Source organism: Ktedonobacter racemifer DSM 44963 (assembly GCF_000178855.1).
In the GTDB taxonomy this organism is placed as follows: domain Bacteria; phylum Chloroflexota; class Ktedonobacteria; order Ktedonobacterales; family Ktedonobacteraceae; genus Ktedonobacter; species Ktedonobacter racemifer.
On record NZ_ADVG01000004.1, the window covers coordinates 787,030 to 806,160 of the forward strand.

The window sequence follows — 19,131 nt, forward strand, 5'->3', positions numbered from 1 at the left end:
CAAAAAATGGGTCAGGTTCTGGCTTGTTTCGACGCCATGAAAAGCAAGGTTGGGTACTAAACATTGCTTTTCATAGCTATTACCTATAAACAAGTAGAACCCACGTTGTACAATTGGTAGGCTGGTTCGTTTATACCTCTAGAGACCACATTCATACTATGGAGGGCTAATTCTCTTGAGCGATTATCCACAATACCCACAACAACCCTATCAACCGCCCTATCAGGGCTCACAGCCTGATTATCCACCTCAGGCACCTTACGCGCCTTATCCCCCACAGCCTGATCCGCAGGCACCCTATTCATCGTATTCGCCACAGTCTGAACAACATGAGCCCTATCCACCCTATCCTCAGCCAGAGGTGCAGGCACCCTATTCGCCCTATGCCCCACAGCCAGGTTATCCACCTTATCCTCAGCAACCGCCAAAGAAGAGCGGTCTTGGCAAGGGACTGGCGATTGGAGGCGTTGTCCTACTACTCGTACTGGTAGCGTGCGGCGTCATCAGCGCATTCGCGTTCCGCGCCTCTAACACTATCACAAGCGCTACCAGTACTGTCACTAGCAGCAACAACAATACGAATACTGGAAGCACACCCGATACAAATCAGTCATCAGGGAACGGAAAACATTATACGGTAGGCCAGACTGTCAAAACGGGCGATACATGGGAGGTCACCGTTAATTCTGTGAAGACCTCTAACGGCGAGGACTTTCTCAAGCCCGACAATGGCAATATTTTTATTATCATCAATGTCACGACACACAATATTAGCGCTAAAGAGCAGATCATCAGTAGCCTGCTCAACTTTAAACTAAGAGAGGCTGATGGAACCGAGGCCAAGAACGCCTTCCTGAGCTCTAGCGTTTCCCAGCCACCTGATGGCAAGGTTGCCACCGGTGATAAAATCAGAGGTGACCTCGTCTATCAGGTGCCCGCCAACCAGAAACAATTCACCTTCCTGTTTGACAACGATATTATGGAGAGTGGACAAACCATCTGGGACATCAACGTATAATTTTGTTGTCAAGCATAGACAAACCCATACAAGCAAAAGAGCCGGGATACCCCGGCTCTTTTGCTTGTGGAGGAGACCGCGATATCCATCCCGAAAAATAGCATCCAATACCCTCTCTTATGCTTAATAACTGTCGATTATTGTATATGTAACGTATGTGTAGGCGTATTACATGTTACATTGTACCTAAACATGGTCATAGCGAAACTTTTTGGCCTCCAAGCTTCGTGCTCTAAGCGAGACATAGTTGTGTGCGTGTGTAGTAGAAGGGAGCAACGTGTGAGAGAACCCGCCACTGATCAACAACGGGATGTGCTCCTGAACACACTGAAAGATGCCATATTTATCGTCGAGGATAATGGGCTATGTCATATGAACCGGGAGGCTTATCATTTACTATCCCTGCCAGAAGGCCTTCCCCTTGAGCAGGCATGGCAAAATGGCCCGCTCTTTGAAATCTATGACGAGCAAGGGCGTCTCTTACCTGATACACGTTGGCCGCAAAGCCATGTCTTTCGTGGCGAAGTGTTGACGGGACCCAGAGCAATGGATGTGTTTATCCGCACTTTTGATAAAAAAACTCATTTTGTGCATGTGCTGGGGACTCCCCTCTACCAGGATGATGGCACGATTCGCTCTGTGCTCTTAATCTGTCGTGAGCTCCCTCTAGGCTAGAAGATCGCTTCTGCCTCCTTGTAACTCCTACCTTGAGACATTACATCAAAGCCTCCAAAACTACCATATGCTTGAGTGCAGCCCTGTTTTATGATGCCTCGAACGTGGTCTCTGGCATTCCTTTGAGGCGATCCGCGAGAGCAGTGTAGCGCTTACGATCCAGGATGCGATTGACGGCCATACCAATCGCCTTTGTAGGGCCAACAAGAATAGCACGCCTCTGTGCGCGTGTCAGGCCGGTGTAGAGCAGGTTACGACTTAAGAGCATATAGTGCTGCGTAAAGAGGGGCAGGATAACGACTGGATATTCACTGCCCTGCGATTTATGAATGGTTATGGCCCAGGCCAGGGAGAGTTCGCCCAGGTCTGCATAGTCATAATGCACCTCACGCTCGGCAAACTGCACCACCAGTTCTTGCTCCTCCACATCAATGGCCTTAATCGTGCCCAGGTCGCCATTAAAGACCTCGCGCTGGTAGTCATTGACCTGCTGGATGACGCGATCTCCCACACGCAGACAGCCACTACCACGTGCAAGCTCTGCAACTCCGTGCCGACGTGGGTTGAGCAGTTCCTGCAAAAAGGCGTTGAGTTGGCGGGTACCGACATCGCCCCGCGTAGAGGGCGAGAGTATCTGGACCTCGCGTACCGGATCGATTCCGTGCGCGGGCAGGTACTGCTGCACCAGGTGCGCGATGCCTTCCGCTCCCAACTCAGGCTCCGCCGCCTCCAGCCATAAGCAGTCTGAAGCGCTAAACCTGGTTGTAGGGGTGAGTTGAGGGAACTGGCCAGCGTTGATACGATGCGCATTCATAATGATATGGCTCTCCGCCGCCTGGCGGAAGACCGAGGTCAGGCGCACCACTGGCACCTGGCGTGAGGCAATCATATCGTAGAGCACCATGCCTGGCCCCACGCTTGGTAACTGGTCACTGTCTCCTACCAGCAAGATCTGGGCATGAGGCGGCAGGGCCTTGAAAAGCGAGTGAGCGAGGAAGAGGTCCAGCATCGAGACCTCGTCTACGACCAGGACATCTACCACCAGAGGATTCTCCTCATTATGGCGAAAGCCCATCGTCTTAGGATCAAACGCGAGCAGGCGATGCACAGTCTTCGCCTCGTGCCCACTGACCTCCGCGAGGCGCTGGGCCGCGCGTCCCGTGGGGGCAGCCAGTAGCAGCGACTTCCCCATGGCCTTCCACAGGGCCACAATGGTGCGCGTGGTAAACGTCTTGCCACAGCCAGGCCCGCCGGTTAGAACGAGCAGGCGTGAGGAGGCGGCCAGTTCCACCGCATGACGCTGCTCCTCTGAAAGCTCGATGCCTTTCTTCTGCGTATATCCCTCGATCCAGCGCTGGACACGCACCTGGTCCACCTCCACTGGATGACGCACAAAGGCGGAGAGACGCCGCGCCAGGGCAGTCTCAGTATGGTAAAAGGCTGGTGAGTAATAGATGCGCTCCTGCGCCAGGTCCTCATAGCCCGCCTGGGCGATAAGCTCCTGCGCCTCCACCATGCTCCCAAGCAGGGCGAGGATGCGCTCGGCGGCAACGGGAAACTCAGGCAGGGCCAGTTGTTCTACACTGCGCTCGACAAGGACCGTTTCTGGCAGAAAACAATGCCCCTCGTCCGAGGCCTGGCCGAGAATATGCAGGATTCCCGCCTGGTAACGAAAATCCGCGTCAGGAGCGATTCCCAGGTTGCGCGCAATGGTATCGGCGGTTATAAAACCTATGCCATAAATATCAGTGGCAAGTTGATAGGGATTCCTGGAAACGATCTCGATGGCCTCGTCGCCGTACTGCTTATAGATTTTCACGGCATAGGTGGGGGAGACGCCATGCCCCTGGAGGAAGATCATGACCTCTTTAATGGCTTTTTGTGCCGCCCAGGCGCTGGCGATCTTCTGCGCGCGCGAGGCCCCAATCCCAGGCACCTCCACCAGACGCGCTGATGCTTGCTCAATTATCTCCAATGTATCAAGCTGAAAGTGGGCCACAATGCGTTTCGCCGTCACGGGTCCAATCCCCTTGATAAGTCCACTCCCCAGGTATTTTTCAATGCCGGTCAGGGTAGCGGGCTTCGTCTCCTGGGCGGAGAGCGCCTGAAATTGCTCGCCATACTTGGGATGCTCGCGCCAGAAACCGGTAAGGCGCAGGCTCTGTCCGGCGGCGATCGCAGGAAAGCGACCAACGACCGTCACCAGGTCACGCCGTCCAGGAACGTGAAAGCGCGCGACGGTATAGCCTGAGTCTTCCGCGTGGTACGTCACACGCTCGACAGTTCCCTGGATATACTCGCGTTTGGGTTGGGGGGATTGGTTGTTATGCGATTCTAGCTGTTCGGAATCGAAGGATGGCATGCCACTTTTGCTTTCTTTTGCGCCAAAGAGTGATACAAACAGTATAGCACAGCCAGGAGAAAGTTCACGCCACTAATAAGGGAGCGAGAAATAAAAGCTACTCCCCTGACCCGGTTGACTTTCAACCCAGATTCGGCCTCTATGCTGGGAGATAATGGCATGAGTGATATAGAGCCCTAAGCCCAATCCCTCTACTTTATCGCGCTCATGATGGGCACGATCAAAGCGCTCGAAGAGGTGCGTTTGATCTTCTTGAGAGATTCCCGGCCCTTGTCATGTACTGCTACAACCACCTCGTTGCGCTTCCCCTGCTGGCAGCGCGTTACCTCTACCTTGACCTCCGCATCAGCCGGGCTGTATTTCAAGGCATTCGAGATCAAGTTATGCAAAACCTGCTCAATGCGATCTCATACAAAAAAAGAGTTGCAGATATGGAATAAACTATATATATAGAACGTTTTCATATCTGCCTCCCTTTTACCACTGAACATTTGACTGAATATATCGCCCCATCATAGCTGTTAAGCAGCGCTTCTAGGAGCTCTTCGTCTTAGCGAGAAGAGCTCCTGGACACTCGTTCTTTGCATTTTTTATGCGTTCGCTTTTCTACTGGCGCAACACCTTCTTACCATGAAGAATTTTGATGATTTTCAAGGAGATTCAATGTCATAGTTGATCAAAGCATAACCATCTATTGCAATGATTATCCTTCTCACTTTAACCTACGCCTGTTTACCAAACAGCGGACTAGGCGGGAGGATGCACTACGAGCATCCTATGCACCTCTCTCTACTGAGAGATGCTCACTCGTGAGATGATTCCAGGAACATCTCTGGGGGATCCCAGAAGCTCAACTGGACGGGAGGCCCGGCATCCTGGATCCTCTGCTGATTCTGCTGTTTCCACGCTTCATGCCGCGTCATGAGGAGCGCCTTGACCTCCGAGGTCGAGCGACATGCCGCCAGTTTCCGATCCCCCCAGCGTCCCGCGAGCGTCTGTGCGGCTTTGCGGTCGGCCTGGTCTGCGTAACCACAGACCAGGCACTTGAAGGTTTTCTGGTTCGGCCGATTAGCGCGATCGACATAATGGCAGCGGGGGCATTCCTGAGAGGAATAGGCGGCTCGGACCGTGTGGGCTGCCATGCCCTGTTTGGCGGCGGCCCAGGCCAGCTGCTCTGGGATATGCCCCAGGTGAGAAGCATACAGATAACTGTTCATCACCCTTGCTTTGAAGCGCATCGAGGCCACATTGAGGTCCTCATAAATGAGTCTGGCATCTCGATGATCTTTGACCAACGCATTGACCGCCCGGTTGATCTCTTGCTTGACGTGACGGCTCAAGCGTTGCGACGTTTCAGAACTTGTCGAAGGAAGCTTGCCCTTTGGGACGCCTTTCTTTTCCAGACAGGCTCGCAGTTTCGCCTTGCGGCGACGCTTTTCCCGATCGTGCTTGTGCTGTCGGGCCATCTTGCCATGAAAACTGCCATACTCTTTATTGGTGGAGGTCGTGAGGAAATGGGCAATGCCCACATCGACGCCTACTGTAGGGGCATCAGGCTTGGTTTGAAGAGGAACGTCCTCGTCAAAGGAGAGCGTCAGCCACCAGACTCCATTGCGCTTGTGAAGTGTTGTGGATGCATTGAGCGTGCGGCCTTCGAGTGCTCGTTTGTGATAGGAGGCGAGTTTGACTGGGACTCGAAGCGGATTCCCGACATCTAAGGTGGACACGCGCAGCCAGTAGTCGAACGTGGAGTCCTCCGACTTCTCGACCACCACCACGTTGACATTGGCTTGGATGACTGGCACACGCAGCACAGGGAGATCCCATTCGGTCCAGGTCGGTTCGCGGCGTTTGAAGGCGGACATCCGGCCTTCCGCCTGAGCTTTGGCCTTGGCCTGAGCGTAATCAGCCACATCTTCCAGGTATGCCTGATAGGCGTTCGCTCGATTCGTGCGAACGCTTTTGGCAATGCCTGCGGCTTGCTGTATTGCCACTCGATGCAAGCGGTCGGAAAGATCGGTTTTGAAGACGGTTTCTTGGTACTTGTCCGGGCTTGTCTCGGCCTCGCAAAACAGGGTGGTGTACTGTTGGCACAGCGGCAAGTAAACCGCCACAAGCTGATCGAGCGCCTCAAGTTTGCCAGGATTGGCCTCAATGAGACGGATATGGGTCACCGCTCGAGTGATGGTCTGCTTCGTCTTCTTTTTGCGCTTGCGCTTTTTTTTCTCATCAAGCGAGGCTTTTTGGGGCTTCTTGCTCACGGGCGGGTCCATTCTGCTGCAAAGCCGCTAGCACTTGTTCCGTCTTGCGTTTGGCTCGTCTGCGACCATAAAGACGAGCGCAAAACGAGGGAATGATGCTGATAAAATCGCCCATGAGATCATCTTCGGCGGTATCAGCGGTGTTGACGATGACCAGTTTCCGTCCTTGCATAGCCAACAAGGTCTGAATATAGGCCACGCCAAAGCGAGAAGCGCGATCTTTGTGTTCAACCACGATCTGCCCGATTTTGGGATCTGCCAGCAGCGCCAGAAACTTGGGCCGCTGATCGTTGATGCCACTGCCGCACTCTTTGACGACTTTGCTGACCGACCAGCCTTGGGCATTGCACCAGGTCACCAGCCGCTCGGCTTGCCTTTCCAGGTTGTCTTTGTTTTCGCTGCTTGAAACACGAGCATACACAGCGACGGCGTGGACCGGAACCGAGCGAAGCTCTGGCGGATCAATGATCACGGTGCCGGTGGGCAATTGATAGCCGGGAATCTGGCCGCGTTTCCACATACGCCAGGCGCTGTTATAACTGATCCCAATCTTCTTGGCATAACTCGATAACTTCATACATCCAAGTTTACTCTATCTGCTTGAGATATGCAAGAGATGATGATACTTTGTGATGGTTGCTTATACAAAATGGATACCTCATGTTTCAGAACAAACACAGCAGACACAGATATCTCCTCTCTCATATTCCACCATTACGCCTCAGGATGAGAGGCCAACCAGTGACTCGCCAGAAGAGTGGTTTTTGGAAGAGGGGGAGGAGGAACAAGATAATAACCAGCTTCCAGTTGAAACTGAGATAGATACACCTCTTATTCCAGGAGCTGGGGCGTGAACCTGATATTCAGGAGCTTGCGCAAGCCATGGGAATGGATATCGAGACCACACGTGAGCTTGTTGCAACACCAGCAACATGCACTCAGCCTGGACACGCCTCTCGAGGACGAGAGCGAGATCTCGCTGAGCAATATGCTTGATGATCCCTCTACCGCAGTACCTGGCGAGACAATGGCTCATCAACAAATGCGTGCCTCTATTGGAGAGCAGCTTCACTACACATGGACATGAGCAGGAACCGCGCAAAGGTAGGGCAGATATTGTCCACGCAGGCTGTATGGGAGGCGCCCCACAATCAGCGTCCCCTCTTCCTCATGTAGCTCCTGCTCAATATGCCCCTTACGGTGGAAGAGATCAACTAATTCCCCTCTGTCATACGGCACAGTCACACAGATCGGCACCATATTTACTGCCAGCACCTGGGACATCTTCTCGCATAACGTATCCAATCCTTGCCGTTGTAAGGCTGAGATGGCTACCGCATCGGGGAAAAATGACGTATCAACCTGCGGTGTTTTACCTAGCAAGTCTATTTTATTCAAGGCTGTGATACGTGGTAAATGCTCGGCATGCAAATCTTTGAGTGTACGCAGCACCTCCTCATGCTGCTCATGCATATTAGGATGGCTGATATCAACGACTTCTAGCAAGATATCGGCATCCGTCACCTCTTCGAGCGTGGCGCGGAAAGCTGCGACCAGGTCTGTAGGCAGTTTCTGGATGAAACCAACGGTATCAGTGAGCAAGGCTTCCTGGTTATTTGGCAACGTCAGCTGACGCGTCGTCGGATCGAGAGTCGCGAAGAGCTTATTCTCGACGAGCGCATTCGCGTCGGTCAGGGCATTAAAGAGGGTTGATTTCCCCGCGTTAGTATAACCAATCACGGCCACGACTGGTAGCGCATGTGAAGCGCGCTGCTGGCGGCTCACCTGGCGATGCTGGCGCACCGCTTCAAGCTCACGTTTGATCTCACTCATACGGCGTCGAATACGCCGCCGATCTATCTCCAGCTTTGTTTCACCGGGACCACGCACACCTATCGCACCCCCTAGCGTTCCACCACCTACGCGAGAAAAGTTAATAGCATGCTCACTCAGGCGAGGTAAGCGATAGGCCAACTGTGCCAGTTCGACCTGGAGCAGGCCCTCGCGTGTGCGTGCATGCTGCGCGAAGATATCCAGGATAAGCTCTGTTCGATCAATCACACGGGCATGTAATTGATCTTCCAGGTTATGCTGCTGGGCCGGACGAAGCTCATCGTCGACCACAACAACATCGAATGCCAACTGCCCCTCTAACGCCTTGAGTTCCTCAAGTTTGCCCTTTCCTATATAAGTCGCCGAATCAGGATGCTCCAATTTCTGCGTCATCATACCCACAGGTTCTGCACCAGCCGTTTGCGCCAGCGTTGCCAGCTCTTGCAAAGAATCTTCAACACTCAAGAGCTGCTCTTCATTGCCTGTATCAACAGCTATAAGAAACGCACGCTCTTTTTCTCCGCCTGTAGTTTGCTTGCCTTCTCGTTGCGACATCTCTTCTTTCCCTCTCTTCGACCAAAATTCTATGACAACACAAATCATAGAAACATCACGCCGAGGAGAAGAGAGGAGTTCCATAAAGAGCTTGGTCATAGAGAGTATGTATGCGCCCCTGGTAGCCATAGGCTACCAGGGGCGCATACATACTCTCTATGGGCAGGCGCTATTCCCAGACTCTAGTCTCGTTGACCTGCTCCTTCGCCCGGAAAGCTTTCTCCAGGTCAATATTAAAGGTATTTGCCAGGTCCAGTATATAGCTCAGGACATCGGCAAACTCCTCTTCCAGGTCAATATCGCGCTGCTTTGCCTTCTCTTCATATAATCCCGCCGCATTACGCATAGCCTTGGCCAGCTCACCGACCTCCTCGATAAACAGCACAAACTTCTCCGAGGGACTATCCTTCGTCCAGCCACGCTCCTGGCAGACGGCGGCAACATAGCTTTGTAGATCGCTCAATGTAGGCTTTTCGGGCAATTGTGCCATAAAATTACTCTCCGTAAAGATAGTTTTCTCTATTCTCGAACTATCCTAGCACAATTAATACCGTGTGCAAATTACTTCTGGGCGATTTTATCTGCTGGCACCGTCTAATCGAGAATAATAGCGCCGCTTGCCGCATCAACATGGATCTTGACGGCTGTTAGCGGCAGCTGGGCAGGTCCCTGCATGACTGCGGCCTGGTGGGCTGGATCAAACTGTGCCCCATGACATGGACAAATCAGCAGTTTGCTGCCTGGATCATAACCTACCTCACAACCTGCATGCGTACAGGTCGTATCGAAGGCCACAAATTGCTCCTCTGACAGGTGAATGAGCACACCAGGATCACCAGTGCTGGGGATCGTAAAATTCACGGCGCTATTGACAGGCACCGCCTTGACCTGGGCTATGGACGTACCAGAAGCAGCTTTTCCCGCGCCAGCAGTTCCACCACTCGCAGTCGTTGTGTCTGGTCTACCAAAAACATGCAGCACCGAACCCAGAAACGCCAGGCCAGCCATACTTACGCCCCCCACAGCCAGGCCCTGCAGAAAGGTACGCCGCTTCTCACGCTGCTGCTGCGATGCCGAAAAACGCCGCTGTGATCCTCTGCGAAACGTCTCTGGCTCTGCCGAACGCCAGGTATTCATGCCAAGAATCAGGACACCCAGGGTACGCACAATCAGACCTCGCCTGGTTGCGCCTTGAGGGAAAAACACACGCTGCAGCCAACCGTCGAGAGTGGGAAGTCCCGTGCCAACGGGTCCCACAAGAAAAAGTGTCAGCCAGCTCCAGGCAAAGACGATGTCCGCACCGTAAAAGTAGGGATAGACATGCCAGCTTGCCGTTAACAAGAACAGAATACTCAAGACTATTCCGAAGAAAGATGCAGGACGGAAGAATAATCCCACCAGCGTACCCAGGCCAATGGCCAGCTCACCTAAAGCGACCGCCCAGCCAAATAATACGGCATGCGAAACCGCCACTTTGACCAGGATAAAATGCAACGGCGAGCCCTGCGCAAAACCGATAATTTGATTACCAATATAACCCGGCGTCCCCTTGTGAAAAAACTGGGGATCCGTGAGCTTTTGCACACCAGCATACACAAAGGTCGCCCCCAGAAACAAACGTTGAGGGAAAAGCATCCACCCACGAATGGGTGAAGGCCTATCACCTGACAGTGCAGGGGTATCGGACCGGCTAGTAGACATATGAAGCGTAGATTTATCAGCTATAGATGATGGTGTATGTGTCGATTTCATCAAAGAGACTCCGATCAGTTAAGACATGAGGATCTTATGAAAGGGTAAACAACTGTTCCGCAAGCTGAGTTTTCTTGCTTGTTTAAAAGGGACTGCAATTATCCCTCACTATATGAGCCAAAAATGAGAATACTATGAGAATATCCTCATAGGGAAGCCGTATAGCCCTCTTTGGTTGCTTCCTTTCAGGCCTCCGCGCCACCAGGCTCACAGAGGTATGGTATGAGGGGTGGTGTGTGCTAGCGCTGCCAGCACACACCACCCCTCATACCAGGACGAGCGCCACAGGCGCGAGAAGTCGAGTACAGAAGTTACACAGCGGGTTAAATGACCTCTAGAGCGTCGCTTCCAGGTAGAGCGGGATGAGGCACATGCGGCTCCGTTTGATACCAGTAGGCCACTGAGGCAATATCATCCTGTAGCGGCAAGTAACGCCCGCCACGACGCCAGCTTAAGCCCTGAATGGTTACATGCAGATCCTCTTCAAAGCGAATGGGGTCCATAATATGCCAGCGGTACATGCCAAACCGCTGCTGACTACGATAGACACCATCTGGCTGTATGACCTGGGGCAGGCCCTGGAAAGGCGTAGAATACGTGCCATACTCCGTCGAGCGCGCATCTACTTTCGATTCCAAAAAGCTGCGCCCCAGTGTCTCTCCATCGAAGACCACGTAGTCATTTCTGGGGCGCAGGAAACACCAGGCCCCGCCAAAGTAGTCTTCCGTTCCAGTTCCGCAGATAGTAGGAAAATCCTTATCGCCATCCAGGTAGAATTTCATCTCCCCTTCACCCCACCAGCCAGCATTATTGCTCTGCCAGGCAATATAGGTACCAACATAGTGACCCATTCCCCGAACATTGTCCAGCAACGTATGCACTTCCTTATAAGGTAGAGGATTGCTTCTCCGCCATTGCGCATGAAAATAGGCTGCATCCTCGGGAACCTCAGTCAGAGTATAAGTGATCTGGTAGTAGAGAACGACCTCCCTTTCACTCAGGTTCTCAAGCGTAATCCGCGCTGATGCACGAAAAGGCATCTCCCAGTAGGAGTTCATGCCACCCGAAGAGTTTACCGCGAGAGGCAGCGAGTTAATCTGGCAAGGTTCGCACCAACCACTGGCAAAGAAGTCGCCATAAGGAGTCTCGATAGAGGGATTCTCCTCGCCATCCCAATAAGCGCGCAAGACCAGGCTACGCCAGTTCCCCGGAAAGGTTGTCATCCACATATGCTGGATGGCTCCTGGCCCCTCAATCTCAGCCAGCGTCACGCTGCTCCGTGGCGGGATAGCAATTGAGGGTGAGACCTTCCATCCCTGACCCAGATCACGCGCGCTGGCAGCTCCCGTTCCCTCGGTCGCCATTCCCCCCTTGCCCTTCTCTCCAGTGAAGTTCTCGGCGCTGATTGAGCGCGTTTTGGCTTTGGAGAGCCGGGAGAGATTGCCTAGCCCCATACCAAGCCCGTTAAACTGAATATGATCTGTCATATCTCTACGTCCTTCCTTTGATGTGTCTACAGACAAGTATCGCATGCTCACATACAACGATACAAATAAACCATAGACACTAACATATACAAGGCCAGAGTCCTTTTAATGTCTCAGCTCACTACCCTGAACGCCGTAGACGCTACAGCCAAACAGGCTTGACGCAACGATCCTTTGGGCGTATACTATTATTAGTAAGTAAGTAACAAACAAATAGTTAGCAAAGAAGAAAATGCTACTCAACTGGCTGCATGCTGCTAACAGATTCTGGACTATGCGCATTTCCGCCACGCATCGCCCCACAAGGAGCTCTGATGGAACTAGGTTTCTATACATTCGCCGATATTGCGTCGACCTCCCAAACAGAGGAGAAGATAAGCCCGGCACAACGCTTACGCAACCTTATTGAGGAGATTGAGCTAGCCGACCAGGTCGGACTCGACGTATTCGGAGTTGGCGAGCACCACCGCCCTGAATACGCTGTCTCGACGCCCGCGATCGTGCTGGCTGCCGCCGCTGAGCGCACAAAGAAGATTCGCCTGACGAGCGCCGTCACGGTCTTGAGTTCAGATGATCCCGTTCGCGTATTCCAGAGCTTTGCGACGCTCGATCTGCTCTCGGGGGGGCGCGCAGAGATCATGGCTGGTCGCGGCTCTTTCATCGAATCGTTCCCGCTCTTTGGCTATGACCTCGATGACTACGAGGAGCTCTTCGCTGAGAAGCTTGATCTCCTGCTCCGCCTCCGCCAGGAAGAGTATGTCACCTGGTCTGGAAAGCACCGTCCCGCCCTGGATGGACTCGGCGTTTATCCACGCCCGCAGCAAGAGCCATTGCCGGTCTGGATTGCCGTTGGCGGCACCCCCGCCTCAGTCGTGCGCGCGGGAACCCTTGGACTGCCCCTGGCGCTGGCAATCATCGGAGGAGAACCAGCACGTTTCGCACCACTCATCAAGCTCTACCGTGACGCAGCCCAGCGCGCTGGACACGACGCAAGCACCTTGCCCGTAGGCATCAACTCGCATGGCTATATCGCCGATACCTCGCAGGCGGCGAGAGATGAGCACTCCCAATACTATATCGCCATGATGAACAAGCTGGCAGTGGAGCGCCGCTGGCCCAGGATGGGTCGGAGGGAATACGATTCGGCCTGCTCGCCGCGAGGCGCCCTGGTGGTTGGCAGCCCAGAGGAAGTCATCGACAAGATCCTCGCACAGCATGCTATCTTTGGACACCATCGCTTCCTTATGCAGGCCAGTGTTAACGCAATGCCTCATCGCCAGATCCTGCACGCCATCGAGCTTTTCGGCACCAAAGTCGCCCCTGTCATCCGGCGTGAGACCGACTCTCCCTCCACCCCGGCTTCGCCCCTGGTCAATACCTGTCCTTAAGCTATCAATCAATACATAGAGAGTGTGGGCGTGTATAGCGAGCATCCGCCATACACGCCCACACTCTCTATGTATTTGAGAGCCGCAGACGCGAAACGTTAAGCAACAGGACGACCATCTTTATTCATAAATGGAAATATACTATTCTTGGTGATAAAATATATTCATTCGGCTACACTCCCATAAACACAATAGTAAATACAGATGTGTTTTCTTTCTATATACGAAACACATTACTCTTTTTATGGAGGTAGTGCGCCAGAACAATATAGCAGCAAAAATCATGTCTTTTGTAGTAAAGAGATGACCGAGAGATGCGTGGATGCTCTCTCTCACTCCCCAGGAGACGTTCTTCAAGGAGGATGCTATGTCTCGCTTGACACAGAAAATTGCTTCCCCACTCATCATCGCTCTGTTTATTTTGAGTGTGGCCTCACTCGCGGCCAGTTATCCCTCGCGGGCATACGCCGATAGTCAGGATGCGCGTGCCTGGTTGACAACACCTGATCAGGGCAACCTGCTCAAAGAACAGCCAGCTATTTCTTTCTCTAATCACGCCGATCCCAATACCCCTACGATCACCGTCAACACAGACCAAAAATACCAGAGCATGACCGGTTTCGGCGCATCCCTGACTGCATCGTCGGCAGTCGTTCTCTCACAGTCCAATATTGACCAAAAGCAGGTAATGCGCACGCTCTTTGATCCCCACCAGGATATTGGACTAAGTTATTTGCGCCAGCCTATGGGATCATCTGATTTGGCACCACCCCTGGATGCAAGCAAGAATTGGGTTGGAGAATACACCTACGATGATATGCCTGCAGGGCAGACAGATCCCACGCTCAGCCATTTCTCGATTGCACAGGATGATCGCTATCACATTACCTCACTCTTGAAAGAGGCTCTGCGCATTAATCCCCAGCTCAAAATTATGGCAACCCCCTGGTCGCCGCCCGCGTGGATGAAGCTACCCGGAAATAGTTGGGGCCATTGCACCAACTGCGATGGGGGAAATCAGGGCTTCTATGATGGGAGCAATAGCTGGGATAATACGCCCAATGACTATGTGTCCATTACCTTTAATGGCACACAGATCAAGTTCTATGGTGTCGTCGGCACAGACCATGGCATCGGCGCCTTCTCCATTGATGGAGGTTCCGAGACGATGGTTGACTTCTACGCGCCCACCAATGCCGGTAACACACTGGTCTACACCAGTCCGGTCCTGAGCGCGGGCCAGCATACACTGAAGGTTCGGGTCACTGGCCAGCAGAACAGCAGCGCGCACTGGAACGGTATTAACCCTGATCGCGTCGATATTATCTCAGCGAGCGGCGTCATTACCGTCGATGACAACGTACAGGGTTCGGGGCTCAACCAGTTCTCCTATGGCGGCTCCGGCGTCGCCAGTATCAACCAGGGATATCTAAACCCGAAGTATTACCAGGCCTATGCGCAGTACTTCGTTGCCTTCATCAAAGCCTATGAGCGCGAAGGCATTCCAATCTATGCGATCACGCCACAGAACGAGCCGCAGAACGGCAACTATATGCCAACTATGCTCCTGCCCGCAACCAGCCAGACCGCTAACGACACGACCATTGGCAATGAAGCGGACTTCATCACGAACCTGGCAAGTGCTTTCCAGCAGAGTCATGTTCAGACCAAAATTCTGGCCTTTGACCACAACTGGGACACGCCAGAATATCCCAGCGCCATCCTGAATAGCTCCGCTGGCAAGTACGTGGATGGGATCGCATTCCACTGCTATGGTGGAGATCCCAGCGCGCAAGACCAGTTCTACGGCCAGAAGGATATCTACGAAACCGAGTGTTCGGGAGGACAGTGGGAGAACAACAGTAATCCCACCTTCGCCGCGACTCTTCAAGATGTCATGGAACTGGGAATTGGCTCAACGACCCATGGTGCGAAAACGGTTGTACGTTGGGGCCTGGCACTTGATCCCAACGGTAATCCGCACCTGGATACAGCTGGATCATGTGGTACATGCCGGGGCGTCATCTCAATTGCCGCGGATGGAAGCGTGACCAAGAACTCTGACTATTATGGCCTGGGACATTTCAGCAAATTTGTCACTGCTGGCGCCTGGCGTATCGCCTCAACCACCAGCAGTAGCAACCTTGAGAACGTAGCGTTTCTTAACCGGGATGGCACGCGCGTGCTGGTTGTCTACAACCATAACGCGAGTAGTGCTGGAGCAACAACTTTCCAGGTTCAAGTAGGTCACAAAACCTTTTCATATACACTGCCTGCTGGCGCGGCAGTTACCTTTACATGGCATGAGGAAGAGGAATAAAATATGCACTCGCTCTATCCAACTCTCTTGAGAGAGTAGAGACACAAAACGGCGTGATTCCACGCTGCTAAATACCCACAAAGGGCACCACCTGAAGGTGGCACGGCAGGGCGTGCGTCTACATATAATGATCGTTATATGTAGACGCACGCCCTCATCCATATTCAAGATTTTGGCATCGGCATCGACATAGCCCACCATAAGAGAATCTTTGAGCGCTTCTATCGCGTCACGGGCCCCGAAGAGCAAACCTTTCCAGGGCTAGGTATCGGTTTATATATCTCCAGCGAAATTGTCGCGCGGCACCAGGGACAAATGCGAATGGAGAGCCGCAAAGGAGAAGGCTCGACCTTTTCTGTTGCCTTACCTTATCAGCAAGCCAAGGTACAACCTTAAAATAACAAAGGAGCGAGCATTCTATTTTGGCGCGCTTTATGATATGCTAACCGTTAGTAGTAAAGAGCAATAGGGGCTATAGGTATTTCCAGGGAGCGCATGTAACATGACTGATTATATTGGGCAGCAGCTCGGCAATTACCAACTCACACGTCTTGTAGGAGATGGAGCCTTTGCCCAGGTTTATCTAGGAGAGCACATCTATCTCGGCACACAGGCCGCGATCAAAGTGCTCGATACACAACTGACAAGCGACCCGGTCGAGTGGTTTCGCACCGAGGCTCGCACCATCGCGCGCCTGGTGCACCCAAATATCGTGCGCGTCCTGGACTTTGGTATAGAAGGCAATACGCCCTTTCTCGTCATGGAATACGCGCCCAATGGCACACTTCGTCAACGGCATGCCAAAGGCATCCCTCTCCCACTGCCAACCGTGGTTGCTTATGTGAAACAGATAGCCGAAGCCTTACAATATGCGCACGATGAAAAGTTGATTCACCGCGATGTAAAGCCAGAGAATATGCTGCTGGGGAGACGCAATGAAGTCCTTCTGAGCGACTTTGGTATTGCGATGATGATAAAGACATTTAAAGACGAAAATATAGAGGATGTGGCAGGAACCCTGGTATACATGGCGCCGGAACAACTACAAGGTCATCCGCTACAAGCCAGTGATCAATATGCTTTGGGCATCATCACTTACGAGTGGATCACCGGCGAACGCCCATTCAATGGTTCGCCAACAGAAGTGCTCTCACAGCACCTTATTGCCCCGCCACCCCCATTACGCAAAAAGGTACCTACCATTGCCCCGGCCGTCGAGCAGGTCGTCATGAAGGTGTTGGAGAAGATCCCGGAGAAGCGCTTCCGCAGTGTACGAGAGTTTGCACTCACCCTGGAACAAGCCAGTCGCTACCAGGCACTTACTCCTACCAGCCAGTATGGGGCTTTCGCTCCTGAGCAGGGAAGTCTGGAGGGCGGCAAGAGCCAGGCAGTTGCGCCCCCCCCTTTTTTCGAGGAACCCGTTCCCGCCGTGGTAAAAAATACGACGCCCCCGCCTCCTTCCATCCTGCCTCCTCAGAGACCAGCCAGACCAGTCGAGCCTATAGGAACGGTTCTCTGCAACTATCGCGGGCATCTCCAGGGCGTACGCTCTCTCTCGTGGTCACCCGATGGTACACGCATTGTTTCCGCCAGCCATGAGAAGACTGTCCACATCTGGAATGCCATGACAGGTTCCACGATTAATATTTACAATAATCATTCCAATGTCATCGATCTCGTTGCCTGGTCGCCTGATAGAACGCGAATTGCCATGGTTGGAGCTGATGCACATATCCAGGTCTGGGATTTCGCCACTAATCGCCTGATAGCCTCCTATCGTGGACATCTGGGGAACACAGTCAATGCTATTGCCTGGTCGCCTGGGCAATTCTTTCTCGCGTCCGCCGCAAGTGACGGCAGAGTACATGTGTGGGATGCGATGACGGGTCGACTCATTACTATCTATCAAGGGCATGCTGGCAGTGTCAACATGTTGGCCTGGTTCCCCGATGAGGCTTCGCCGGCCCCTGGACGTGATTACCGCATCGTCTCCGGTGGCGATGATCGTTCGGTACAGGTCTGGGATGCCTTCACAGGAACAAACATTACGCGCCATCAAGGGTATCCAGCAAGGGTTACAAGCGTTGACTGGTCGCCAAGGGTCTATTCGTCTTTGTCTCTTGGATCAAGCTTTTCAGCGAGTATCCTCAATAGCTCACGTGTTGGCTGCGGCAGAGACGATGGGATGGTACAGATGTGGGACACGGCGACCAACCGGGAGGTGCTCAGCTATCGTTATGCTGCTCCCATCTCCGTCGTCGCCTGGTCACCCAATGGGACACGTTTCGCCTATAGCGGTAAGAATGCAAAGGCCGAGGTATGGGATACCAAGACAAACCTCAGGCTCTTCACCTTTTCCCATGCGGCCCCCACACAGGTTCTGGCCTGGTCGCCCAGTGGCAAGCACATCGCCTCTGGTGGAGGAGACGGCACCATCCAGGTTTGGGTCGCACCCTGATGGCGCGACCCTAGGCAAATTGATTATGCACGGCGCGCGCGCGCTTTAGCGGCCTCTTCCTCGCGATTCTTTGGTGAAGCGTGTGTCTCCAATGAATCAAGGAGCGTACTGGTGATGGCTGCTATCTCAGCCACGGCGGCATTGAAGGCAGCTTCATTGGCCTGCGATGGCTTATTATAACCGCTAACCTTGCGCACAAATTGTAAAGCCGCCTGGCGAATTTCTTCTTCAGTCGCCGGCGGCTCAAAGTTAAAGAGCGCCTTGATATTTCTACACATATGTCTCCCCTCATTTCCTAGATCATTCTCTACTACACAGGCATTCTCACCAACAGCAGCCAAACCGGAAAAAGGGGATCCAGGGGGGGGAAGCCCTCTGGGTCCCCTTTTTCTTTCTTTCCACTCAACCTCCGGAAAAAGGGGTCCAGGGGGAATCCCCCTGGTGGGGTCGAAGGGGTATCCCCTTTTCTTTCTTTTCACTCACCCGATTGAATAGGCCACTAAGAGAGTTACATATGCAATGATACGCACCGATGCCGCGATAATCGTCATAAAGCCGAGCTTTGATTGAAGTACGCCCGGAATGTTGAATGCATAGCCAATCACCAACACCAGAAAACCAAGGCTCATGATCAAGCTAAAACGGGTAGATTTTGACACATAAAGTGTGGCATACCGGACGAAAGCGCAGGTATAGATAATCATGCGGCAGGCATTGAGCGCCAGGGATACCTGGGGTCCGGGAACCGATGGGTAGAATGGCGTTAAAAGTATCACAATAAGGAAGAGCGCCATCTCAACTACCTGCCAACGTTTAAGCTGCTGCATCTGGTCATGGGACTTCACCAGAGAACTTAGAAAGATAAAGAGACCCCCACCACACGCGCCAAACGATCTCGCCCAATCCGTCGCGAATGTGTTGCCCCCAATATGCGCCTCGCCAACGGTACCCACAAATGTGGCCAAAGAAATAGAGGCCATAGCAAGCCCCAGCACAAAGAGCATATCACTACGAGAGAGCCT

Annotated in this window: 16 protein-coding genes and 1 pseudogene; 7 read left to right on the forward strand and 10 right to left on the reverse strand. The window is 53.0% G+C overall.

The features are described from left to right. Positions 1-175 precede the first annotated feature (175 nt). Together KRAC_RS45135 and KRAC_RS45140 are read left to right on the forward strand one after the other, a co-directional pair. Positions 176-1,018, forward strand: a complete 843-nt coding sequence (locus KRAC_RS45135) for a DUF4352 domain-containing protein (RefSeq protein WP_007918852.1) — start codon at positions 176-178, stop codon at positions 1,016-1,018. Between the two features lie 279 nt (positions 1,019-1,297). Then, positions 1,298-1,693, forward strand: a complete 396-nt coding sequence (locus tag KRAC_RS45140) for a PAS domain-containing protein (protein ID WP_007918854.1) — start codon at positions 1,298-1,300, stop codon at positions 1,691-1,693. A gap of 88 nt (positions 1,694-1,781) precedes the next feature. Here KRAC_RS45140 and recD2 read toward each other — a convergent pair whose 3' ends face one another. From recD2 to KRAC_RS45160, 4 genes and pseudogenes are all read right to left on the reverse strand, one after another. Beyond that, positions 1,782-4,055: an SF1B family DNA helicase RecD2 gene (gene recD2, locus KRAC_RS45145; protein WP_007918855.1), complete on the reverse strand. Its 2,274-nt coding sequence runs from the start codon at positions 4,053-4,055 to the stop codon at positions 1,782-1,784. A gap of 72 nt (positions 4,056-4,127) precedes the next feature. Further along, a pseudogene (locus KRAC_RS80275) lies at positions 4,128-4,444 on the reverse strand (sensor histidine kinase). A 414-nt stretch (positions 4,445-4,858) separates the two neighbouring features. Continuing rightward, positions 4,859-6,316: an RNA-guided endonuclease InsQ/TnpB family protein gene (locus KRAC_RS45155; protein WP_040447187.1), complete on the reverse strand. Its 1,458-nt coding sequence runs from the start codon at positions 6,314-6,316 to the stop codon at positions 4,859-4,861. Next, the gene (locus KRAC_RS45160; RefSeq protein WP_007904019.1) at positions 6,285-6,893 is read right to left on the reverse strand and encodes an IS607 family transposase; all 609 of its coding nucleotides are present in this window, start codon (positions 6,891-6,893) and stop codon (positions 6,285-6,287) included. Before KRAC_RS45160 ends, KRAC_RS45155 begins: the two co-directional genes overlap by 32 nt. 245 nt (positions 6,894-7,138) lie before the next feature. Between KRAC_RS45160 and KRAC_RS80280 the strand changes: the two genes are divergently transcribed. Further along, the gene (locus KRAC_RS80280) at positions 7,139-7,312 is read left to right on the forward strand and encodes a sigma-70 domain-containing protein (RefSeq protein WP_157508158.1); all 174 of its coding nucleotides are present in this window, start codon (positions 7,139-7,141) and stop codon (positions 7,310-7,312) included. A gap of 75 nt (positions 7,313-7,387) precedes the next feature. Here the strand turns inward: KRAC_RS80280 and hflX are convergent, their stop codons facing one another. The 4 genes from hflX to KRAC_RS45190 all read right to left on the reverse strand — a co-directional run bounded on the left by hflX (position 7,388) and on the right by KRAC_RS45190 (position 11,943). Further along, positions 7,388-8,704, reverse strand: coding sequence for a GTPase HflX (hflX, locus tag KRAC_RS45175; RefSeq protein ID WP_007918859.1), 1,317 nt, complete (start codon positions 8,702-8,704; stop codon positions 7,388-7,390). Positions 8,705-8,873: 169 nt separating this feature from the next. Continuing rightward, complete coding sequence (locus KRAC_RS45180; RefSeq protein WP_007918860.1) at positions 8,874-9,194, reverse strand: MazG nucleotide pyrophosphohydrolase domain-containing protein; 321 nt, start codon at positions 9,192-9,194, stop codon at positions 8,874-8,876. A 104-nt stretch (positions 9,195-9,298) separates the two neighbouring features. After that, on the reverse strand, positions 9,299-10,456 hold the full coding sequence (locus tag KRAC_RS63825; RefSeq protein WP_007918861.1) for a Rieske 2Fe-2S domain-containing protein: 1,158 nt from the start codon (positions 10,454-10,456) through the stop codon (positions 9,299-9,301). Positions 10,457-10,779: 323 nt separating this feature from the next. Further along, positions 10,780-11,943 carry a glycoside hydrolase family 172 protein gene (locus KRAC_RS45190; protein ID WP_007918862.1) on the reverse strand — a complete coding sequence of 388 codons (1,164 nt, stop codon included), beginning with the start codon at positions 11,941-11,943 and terminating at the stop codon, positions 10,780-10,782. Positions 11,944-12,257: 314 nt separating this feature from the next. Between KRAC_RS45190 and KRAC_RS45195 the strand changes: the two genes are divergently transcribed. The 4 genes from KRAC_RS45195 (at position 12,258) to KRAC_RS63835 (ending at position 18,109) form a co-directional block, all read left to right on the forward strand. Continuing rightward, positions 12,258-13,331, forward strand: a complete 1,074-nt coding sequence (locus KRAC_RS45195; RefSeq protein WP_007918863.1) for an LLM class flavin-dependent oxidoreductase — start codon at positions 12,258-12,260, stop codon at positions 13,329-13,331. 367 nt (positions 13,332-13,698) lie between these two features. Beyond that, positions 13,699-15,651 carry a glycoside hydrolase family 30 protein gene (locus tag KRAC_RS63830; RefSeq protein WP_007918864.1) on the forward strand — a complete coding sequence of 651 codons (1,953 nt, stop codon included), beginning with the start codon at positions 13,699-13,701 and terminating at the stop codon, positions 15,649-15,651. A gap of 162 nt (positions 15,652-15,813) precedes the next feature. Beyond that, a complete protein-coding gene (locus KRAC_RS80285) occupies positions 15,814-16,047 on the forward strand; it encodes an ATP-binding protein (protein ID WP_420795874.1) in 234 nt (77 codons plus the stop codon). 106 nt (positions 16,048-16,153) lie between these two features. Further along, complete coding sequence (locus KRAC_RS63835; protein WP_007918865.1) at positions 16,154-18,109, forward strand: serine/threonine-protein kinase; 1,956 nt, start codon at positions 16,154-16,156, stop codon at positions 18,107-18,109. Positions 18,110-18,132: 23 nt separating this feature from the next. Here the strand turns inward: KRAC_RS63835 and KRAC_RS45210 are convergent, their stop codons facing one another. Then, positions 18,133-18,387: a DUF2277 domain-containing protein gene (locus KRAC_RS45210; RefSeq protein WP_007918868.1), complete on the reverse strand. Its 255-nt coding sequence runs from the start codon at positions 18,385-18,387 to the stop codon at positions 18,133-18,135. A 201-nt stretch (positions 18,388-18,588) separates the two neighbouring features. Beyond that, positions 18,589-19,089 (reverse strand): hypothetical protein, encoded by a 501-nt coding sequence (locus KRAC_RS45215; protein WP_157507907.1) that lies wholly within the window; start codon positions 19,087-19,089, stop codon positions 18,589-18,591. Positions 19,090-19,131 lie beyond the last annotated feature (42 nt).

What these genes read in the sequence shown, in the direction of transcription:
- KRAC_RS45215 (WP_157507907.1), bottom strand. Translation starts at nt 19,089, where the DNA reads ATGGCCTCTATTTCTTTGGCCACATTTGTGGGTACCGTTGGCGAGGCG.
- KRAC_RS45180 (WP_007918860.1), bottom strand. Translation starts at nt 9,194, where the DNA reads ATGGCACAATTGCCCGAAAAGCCTACATTGAGCGATCTACAAAGCTAT.
- KRAC_RS45195 (WP_007918863.1), top strand. Translation starts at nt 12,258, where the DNA reads ATGGAACTAGGTTTCTATACATTCGCCGATATTGCGTCGACCTCCCAA.
- hflX (WP_007918859.1), bottom strand. Translation starts at nt 8,704, where the DNA reads ATGTCGCAACGAGAAGGCAAGCAAACTACAGGCGGAGAAAAAGAGCGT.
- KRAC_RS63825 (WP_007918861.1), bottom strand. Translation starts at nt 10,456, where the DNA reads ATGAAATCGACACATACACCATCATCTATAGCTGATAAATCTACGCTT.
- KRAC_RS63835 (WP_007918865.1), top strand. Translation starts at nt 16,154, where the DNA reads ATGACTGATTATATTGGGCAGCAGCTCGGCAATTACCAACTCACACGT.
- KRAC_RS63830 (WP_007918864.1), top strand. Translation starts at nt 13,699, where the DNA reads ATGTCTCGCTTGACACAGAAAATTGCTTCCCCACTCATCATCGCTCTG.
- KRAC_RS45160 (WP_007904019.1), bottom strand. Translation starts at nt 6,893, where the DNA reads ATGAAGTTATCGAGTTATGCCAAGAAGATTGGGATCAGTTATAACAGC.
- KRAC_RS45210 (WP_007918868.1), bottom strand. Translation starts at nt 18,387, where the DNA reads ATGTGTAGAAATATCAAGGCGCTCTTTAACTTTGAGCCGCCGGCGACT.
- KRAC_RS45190 (WP_007918862.1), bottom strand. Translation starts at nt 11,943, where the DNA reads ATGACAGATCATATTCAGTTTAACGGGCTTGGTATGGGGCTAGGCAAT.
- recD2 (WP_007918855.1), bottom strand. Translation starts at nt 4,055, where the DNA reads ATGCCATCCTTCGATTCCGAACAGCTAGAATCGCATAACAACCAATCC.